At 64.2% G+C, this 5,526-nt stretch carries 5 protein-coding genes and 1 pseudogene; 1 reads left to right on the top strand and 5 read right to left on the bottom strand.

Going from position 1 to position 5,526, the window contains the following annotated elements; all coding sequences use genetic code 11:
• Window positions 1-305, top strand: a pseudogene (locus M3498_12335) (IS630 family transposase).
• Between the two features lie 208 nt (window positions 306-513).
• On the opposite strand, the gene M3498_12330 reads toward M3498_12335, so the two are convergent.
• The 5 genes from M3498_12330 to M3498_12310 all read right to left on the bottom strand — a co-directional run.
• The gene (locus M3498_12330; GenBank protein ID MDQ3460071.1) at window positions 514-1,221 is read right to left on the bottom strand and encodes a succinate dehydrogenase iron-sulfur subunit; all 708 of its coding nucleotides are present in this window, start codon (window positions 1,219-1,221) and stop codon (window positions 514-516) included.
• A 245-nt stretch (window positions 1,222-1,466) separates the two neighbouring features.
• Window positions 1,467-3,206, bottom strand: a complete 1,740-nt coding sequence (sdhA, locus tag M3498_12325; GenBank protein ID MDQ3460070.1) for a succinate dehydrogenase flavoprotein subunit — start codon at window positions 3,204-3,206, stop codon at window positions 1,467-1,469.
• 8 nt (window positions 3,207-3,214) lie between these two features.
• Window positions 3,215-3,640, bottom strand: a complete 426-nt coding sequence (locus M3498_12320; protein ID MDQ3460069.1) for a succinate dehydrogenase hydrophobic membrane anchor subunit — start codon at window positions 3,638-3,640, stop codon at window positions 3,215-3,217.
• Entirely contained in the window at window positions 3,640-4,002 is a 363-nt protein-coding gene (sdhC, locus tag M3498_12315; GenBank protein MDQ3460068.1) for a succinate dehydrogenase, cytochrome b556 subunit, read from the bottom strand. Before sdhC ends, M3498_12320 begins: the two co-directional genes overlap by 1 nt.
• A gap of 211 nt (window positions 4,003-4,213) precedes the next feature.
• Window positions 4,214-5,526: transglycosylase SLT domain-containing protein (locus tag M3498_12310; GenBank protein MDQ3460067.1), on the bottom strand; the 1,313-nt coding region annotated here is incomplete at its 5' end.

Raw genomic sequence — 5,526 nt, 5'->3', positions numbered from 1 at the left:
TTATGAAGCCTTTGTTCCGCAGGAAGCAGCACGTATCCTGAACCGAATAGAGTTCCACTACACGCCTAAGCATGGCTCTTGGTTGAATACCGTTCGTCCAGCTTGACTGGATGGCTGAGATCGAACTCTCGGTGCTCTCGCGTCAGTGTCTCAACAGGCGTATTCCCGACAAGCACATGCTGGAACAAGAGATCAGCGCTTGGGAAGCTGAGCGCAATGCCTCTCAGGCTACCGTCGATTGGCGCTTCACCACTGCCGACGCTCGTATCAAGCTCAAGCGCCTCTATCCGTCAATTCATGCTTGACAGACCACTAGGGTCTGTCTGATTGAACAGGTCTCATTGCCGTGCTGCACGCGAAAATCACCCTTTTGGGCTAAATACTCTTTAAGTCCGTCAGGAACGTTAAATCTAGCTTTAGTCAGACAGACCCTAGCAAAGGATCAAACTGAAGTTGTGTCTCCTGGCAACAATACTGGGGGTACCATGAAAGCACCCCCAACATTCGCTCTTATCAGGCCCGACGCCACATCATCTCGCGCTTGAGCTGTTCGATGGCCTCGGTGATGGGGATGTCTCTGGGGCAGGCCTCGGTGCAGTTGTAGGCGGTGCGGCAGCGCCACAGACCGGTGGACTGGTTCAAGACCTCCATGCGCTCGGACGTGCCCTGGTCGCGCGAGTCGTAGATAAAGCGGTGGGCGTTGACGATGGCCGCCGGGCCCAGGTAGGAGCCGTTCGTCCAGAAGACGGGACAGCTGGTGGTGCAGGCCGCGCAGAGGATGCACTTGGTGCTGGCGTCGTAGACGGCGCGGTCCTCGGGGCTCTGCAGGCGCTCGCCCGCCGGGGCCGGATCGTGGTTGATGAAGTAGGGCAAGATGGCCTTGTAGGAGTCAAAAAAGGGCTCCATGTCGACGATCAGGTCCTTGATGACCCTGAGACCGCGGATGGGTTCGACGGCGATGGCGGCGCCCAGATCGCGCACCAAGATCTTGCAGGCGAGGCGGTTGACACCGTTGATCAGCATGGCGTCCGAGCCGCAGATGCCGTGCGCGCAACTCCTGCGAAACGTCAGGCTGCCGTCGATCTCCCACTTGATCTCGTGCAGGACGTCCAAAACGCGGTCGGTCTCGCGGACTGCAAGCTTGTACTCGGCCCAGTAGGAGCGCTTGTCCTCTTCGGGGTTGAAGCGCTTGATCTTGACCGTCGCTTCGATCGTGTCCATGCTTGGGGCGCTGGCCTGGGCTGTGGCCTGGGCTGTGGTCTCGTCTTTTGCTGTTGCCGGCACCTCCGGTGCCACCATCCGTTCGTTCGTTGCCATGATGCCTTTCTTGAAGATAGGACTGGGTGCTGTTCGCGTAGCTCGACCCGAAGAGTCAGCGTAGTGACGAAGTGAGGACTGAAGGTGCTTGCTTTGGCGCAGCCCTCACTTCGTGGAGCTTCGCGAACAGACCTCAGCACTCAGTCCTGTTAGTACACTCTGGGTTTGGGCTCGTACTTGCCCAGGGTGACGGGTTTGTAGTCGATGCGCACGCCGTCGCCCTGCTTATAGACGAGGCTGTGCTTGAGCCAACTCTCGTCGTCGCGCTCCTTGAAGTCCTCGCGGGAGTGCGCGCCGCGCGATTCCTTGCGGTTCAGGGCGGCGTGGACGAGCGTCTCAGCGTTGTCCAGGAGGAAGCCGAGTTCGACGGCTTCCATGAGCTCGGAGTTGTACTGCTTGCCCCTGTCGTCTACGCCGATGCTCTGGTAGCGGGCCTTGAGTTCTTTTAGGACCTCGACCTGCTTGCAGAGCAGCTTTGCGGTGCGGAAGACGCTGGCGTTGTCCTGCATCGTCTCCTGGAGCTCCTTGCGCAGCCTGCCGACCTTCTCCTGGCGCGGTCCCCTCATGACGATGTCGATGAGGTCGCGGGCGTAGTCCTGCGGGTCCTTGGGCAAGGCGCCGAATTCGGCCTCGGCGGCGTACTTCGAGGCGATCATGCCGGCGCGGCGGCCGAAGACGATGAGGTCACCCAGGGAGTTGGTGCCCAGGCGGTTGGCGCCGTGCAAGCTCGCGCAGGCCACCTCGCCCGCGGCGTAAAGACCCCGCACCACGGTGTTGTCGCCGTCCAGAATAACCTCGGTGTCGATGTTGGTGGGGATGCCGCCCATCGCGTAGTGGGCGGTGGGCTGGATGGGCACGAGTTCCTTGACCGGGTCCACGCCCAAGTAGATGCGCGCGAACTCGGTGATGTCGGGCAGCCGCTCCTCGATGATGTGCGCGTCGATGTGGGTGAGGTCTAAGTGGATGTAGTCCTTATCCGGCCCGCAGCCGCGGCCCTCGCGGACTTCTAAGTACATGGCGCGGGAGACCATGTCCCTGGGGGCTAGGTCCTTGATCGACGGCGCGTAGCGCTCCATGAAGCGCTCGCCGTCCACGTTGCGCAGAAGCCCGCCCTCGCCGCGCGCGCCCTCGGTCAAGAGGACGCCCAGCTTGTAGAGGCCGGTCGGGTGGAACTGGTAGAACTCGGGGTCTTCCATGGGGATGCCGCGGCGGTAGGCCACGCTCATCAGGTCGCCGGTGAGGGCGTGGGCGTTCGAGGTCACCTTGAACATGCGGCCGTTGCCGCCCGAGGCGATGATCGTCGCCTTGGCCAAGAAGGTGTGGAGCTCGCCGGTGGCGAGTTCGTAGGCCACCACGCCGCGGCACTCGCCACCTTCCATCACGAGGTCCAAGACGTGGAACTCGTTGAAGAAGATGACCTTGTCCTTGATCGACTGCTGGTAGAGGGTCTGGAGGATCATGTGGCCGGTGCGGTCGGCGGCGTAGCAGGCGCGCTCGACCGCGGATTTGCCGAACTCGCGGGTGTGGCCGCCGAACTTGCGCTGGGCTATTCTGCCCTCGGGCGTGCGCGAGAAGGGCAAGCCCATGTGCTCGAGCTCGTAAACCGCCTCGATCACCTCGCGGGAAAAGACCTCGGCGACGTCCTGGTCCGTGAGATAATCGCCGCCCTTGATGGTGTCAAAGGCGTGCCACTCGGCGTGGTCCTCGGAAACGTTGCCGAGAGCGGCGCCGACGCCGCCTTGGGCCGCGCCGGTGTGCGAGCGGGTCGGGTAGAGCTTGCTGATCACCGCGACCTTTACGCCGGGCTGCTGCGCCGCGTAGCGCGCCGCCATCATGCCCGCGCCGCCCGCGCCGACCACGATCACGTCGTATTTATGAGCTTTTACCATCACACCCCCTACTGCCCCGCCGCGCGCAGGGCGTCACCCATCTGCTGAAAGCTGAAGGTCCAGAGCGTCATGATGCCGAAGACGAAGATGCCCGCCGTGAGGCTGTAGAGCAAGATCTTGGTCCAGGCCCGCGCCGAGCGGTTCCTGATGTAGTCCTCGACGCTGTAGCGCAGGCCGTTCATGCCGTGGAGCATGGCCAGGCCCAGGAGAAAGGTGTCGTAGATGCGCACCCAGGCGATCGACTGGCGCTCGACCACGAAGGCGTAGTCGATGCTGGCGGCGTTGATGGCGATGTTGTACATCCACAGGTGGCCGAAGGTGAGAAAGACCAGCAGAAAACCCGAGACGCGCATAAAGACCCACCAGGCGAGCTCGCTGTTGCTGCTGTAGGTCGCCCTGGCCTGGCTCAGGGTTCTGGGGGTGGTGGTCGCCATCAGTGTACCAGGTCCGCGATGATCTCGGGGACGACCTTGATCAGGACCGGAATGCCGATGATGGTCGTCACCACCAGGACCGCGTACCAGAGCTGCCTTTGGTACCTGACGCCCCAGTCGGTAAAGTCCATGACGATGATTCTGAGGCCGTTGAGGGCGTGGTAGACGACGCCGGCCATGACCAGGACCAGGCCGACCCGGAAGATGCCGGTATGAAAAAAGCCCATGACCCGGTTGGCGATGTCAGGGCCGAACATCACCAGGCTGATGTTCATGACGTGCGTGAACAGATAGACAGCGATGGCGATCCCTGACGCGCGGTGCAGAATGAAGGCCCACTGCCCTTCTCTTCCTCGGTACATCTCTTCGACCTCCCCTGAGGGTTTCGTGGTGGAGGGTCTGTGGCTGACACCATCCCACCGTTCCCTTTGGCAAAGTCTATCATGGGGGTTCGGCCCCCCTTGGTAGCAGGGAACGGCTTTGAAACCTCGCGCTCCACCACGTCCTGGCGGGCGTCGCGGGCGAAAACCGCGCCTGTATACCAGAGCGGGTACAACACCTGCCTGCCGCGCCTCAATCCTCGTCGTAGAGTGCCCGGTAGATGTGGTAGTTGAGCATGACTTGCTGGATGTACTCTCTGGGTTCCTGCCGGTCGATAAAGCGCAAGAAGTCCTCGCGGTTGCCGCTGACGGGCGGCGCGGCGTAGAGGCGGCCTATATAGCCCGGCCCGCCGTTGTAGGCGGCGGTGACGAGCTCGAGGTCGCCACCGAACTGGTCCAGCAGCCGCCTCAGGTAATAGGTGCCGTAGCGGATGTTGTCATAGGGATCGAAGGCGTCGCCGGGCGTTTCTCTCTTGAGTTCGGCCAGCCAGCCCCAGGTGGGAGGAATGACCTGCATGAGCCCTTGGGCGTTCGAGACCGACACCGCCCTGGGGTAGTAGCGCGACTCCTGGCGCATCACCGCCCAGATGAGATAAGGATCGACGCCCCAGTGCTCGGCCTGGTGGGTGACCAGCTCGCTGTAGGCCCTGGGGTAGGCCAGCCGCCAGGTGCGCAGGTCGCGGCTGCCCTCGAGGAGCCAGTGGTTGGCTATCAGGTAGCTCTGCCGGAAGTCGCCCAGGTTGTAGAGCGCTTCGGCTATGTCGGCGGCGCTGGCCTCGTCACCAGCCTCCCTGGCGGCAAAGCGCAGCTCGCCGATGGCGGCCCCGAAGTCACCCGCCCGGGCGAGCGCATGGGCCAGCTCGAGCGCCGGGTGCCCGCTCTTGGGCAACAGGCTGGTGGTAGGCGGCCCGAGCGCCTTGCCTAGCGACAGCCCGAGATAGCTATGGTCCGGCATGAGCGCCCGGGCCGAGGCCTGCGCGCCCTCGTCGCCCAGGCGCCCGGCCAGGACGAAGGCGCGGTAGGCGGCGTCGTCGGCGTAGACGGTGCCCGACCGCGTCAGCTCGAGGTAGAGGGCGATGGCCTCGCGGTAGCGCCCCTCGGCCTCGAGCCGCTCGGTCACGCCCCAGAGGTTGTGGGCGTCGCCCGCCCGGCGGTAGAAGTCGGTGGCGCGTGCGGTGTCCTCTGCCCGCCGGGCGATGTGCCCGCGGTAGGAGAGCGCCTGCGCGCCCGGCAAGTCAGCGAAGAGCGCGTCCGCCTCGGGGTTGCGGCCGAGGTCGAAGAGGCTCGAGGCCTCGCCGTAGCGCGCTCGCTCGCTCTCCGGCTCATCTTGCAGCCAGAGGCGGTAGGCCGCCAGCGCCTCCTCGTGGCGGCCGAGCGCGCGCAGGATGGGCGCCGTGAGCGAGGGTCGCGACAGGCCCTCCAGAGCCTCGAGCGCCTGCTCGTAGAGCCGCGCCCCCATCAGCCTCTCGGCGCGCTCGGCCGGGCTGGCGGCGAGGCGGCTCACGC

Source organism: Deinococcota bacterium, from assembly GCA_030858465.1.
GTDB lineage: Bacteria > Deinococcota > Deinococci > Deinococcales > Trueperaceae > JALZLY01.
Note: the sequence above shows the minus strand (reverse complement) of the source record. Positions and strands in the feature narration are given on the sequence as shown.

What these genes read in the sequence shown, in the direction of transcription:
- M3498_12330 (MDQ3460071.1), bottom strand. Translation starts at nt 1,221, where the DNA reads ATGGACACGATCGAAGCGACGGTCAAGATCAAGCGCTTCAACCCCGAA.
- sdhA (MDQ3460070.1), bottom strand. Translation starts at nt 3,206, where the DNA reads ATGGTAAAAGCTCATAAATACGACGTGATCGTGGTCGGCGCGGGCGGC.
- M3498_12320 (MDQ3460069.1), bottom strand. Translation starts at nt 3,640, where the DNA reads ATGGCGACCACCACCCCCAGAACCCTGAGCCAGGCCAGGGCGACCTAC.
- sdhC (MDQ3460068.1), bottom strand. Translation starts at nt 4,002, where the DNA reads ATGTACCGAGGAAGAGAAGGGCAGTGGGCCTTCATTCTGCACCGCGCG.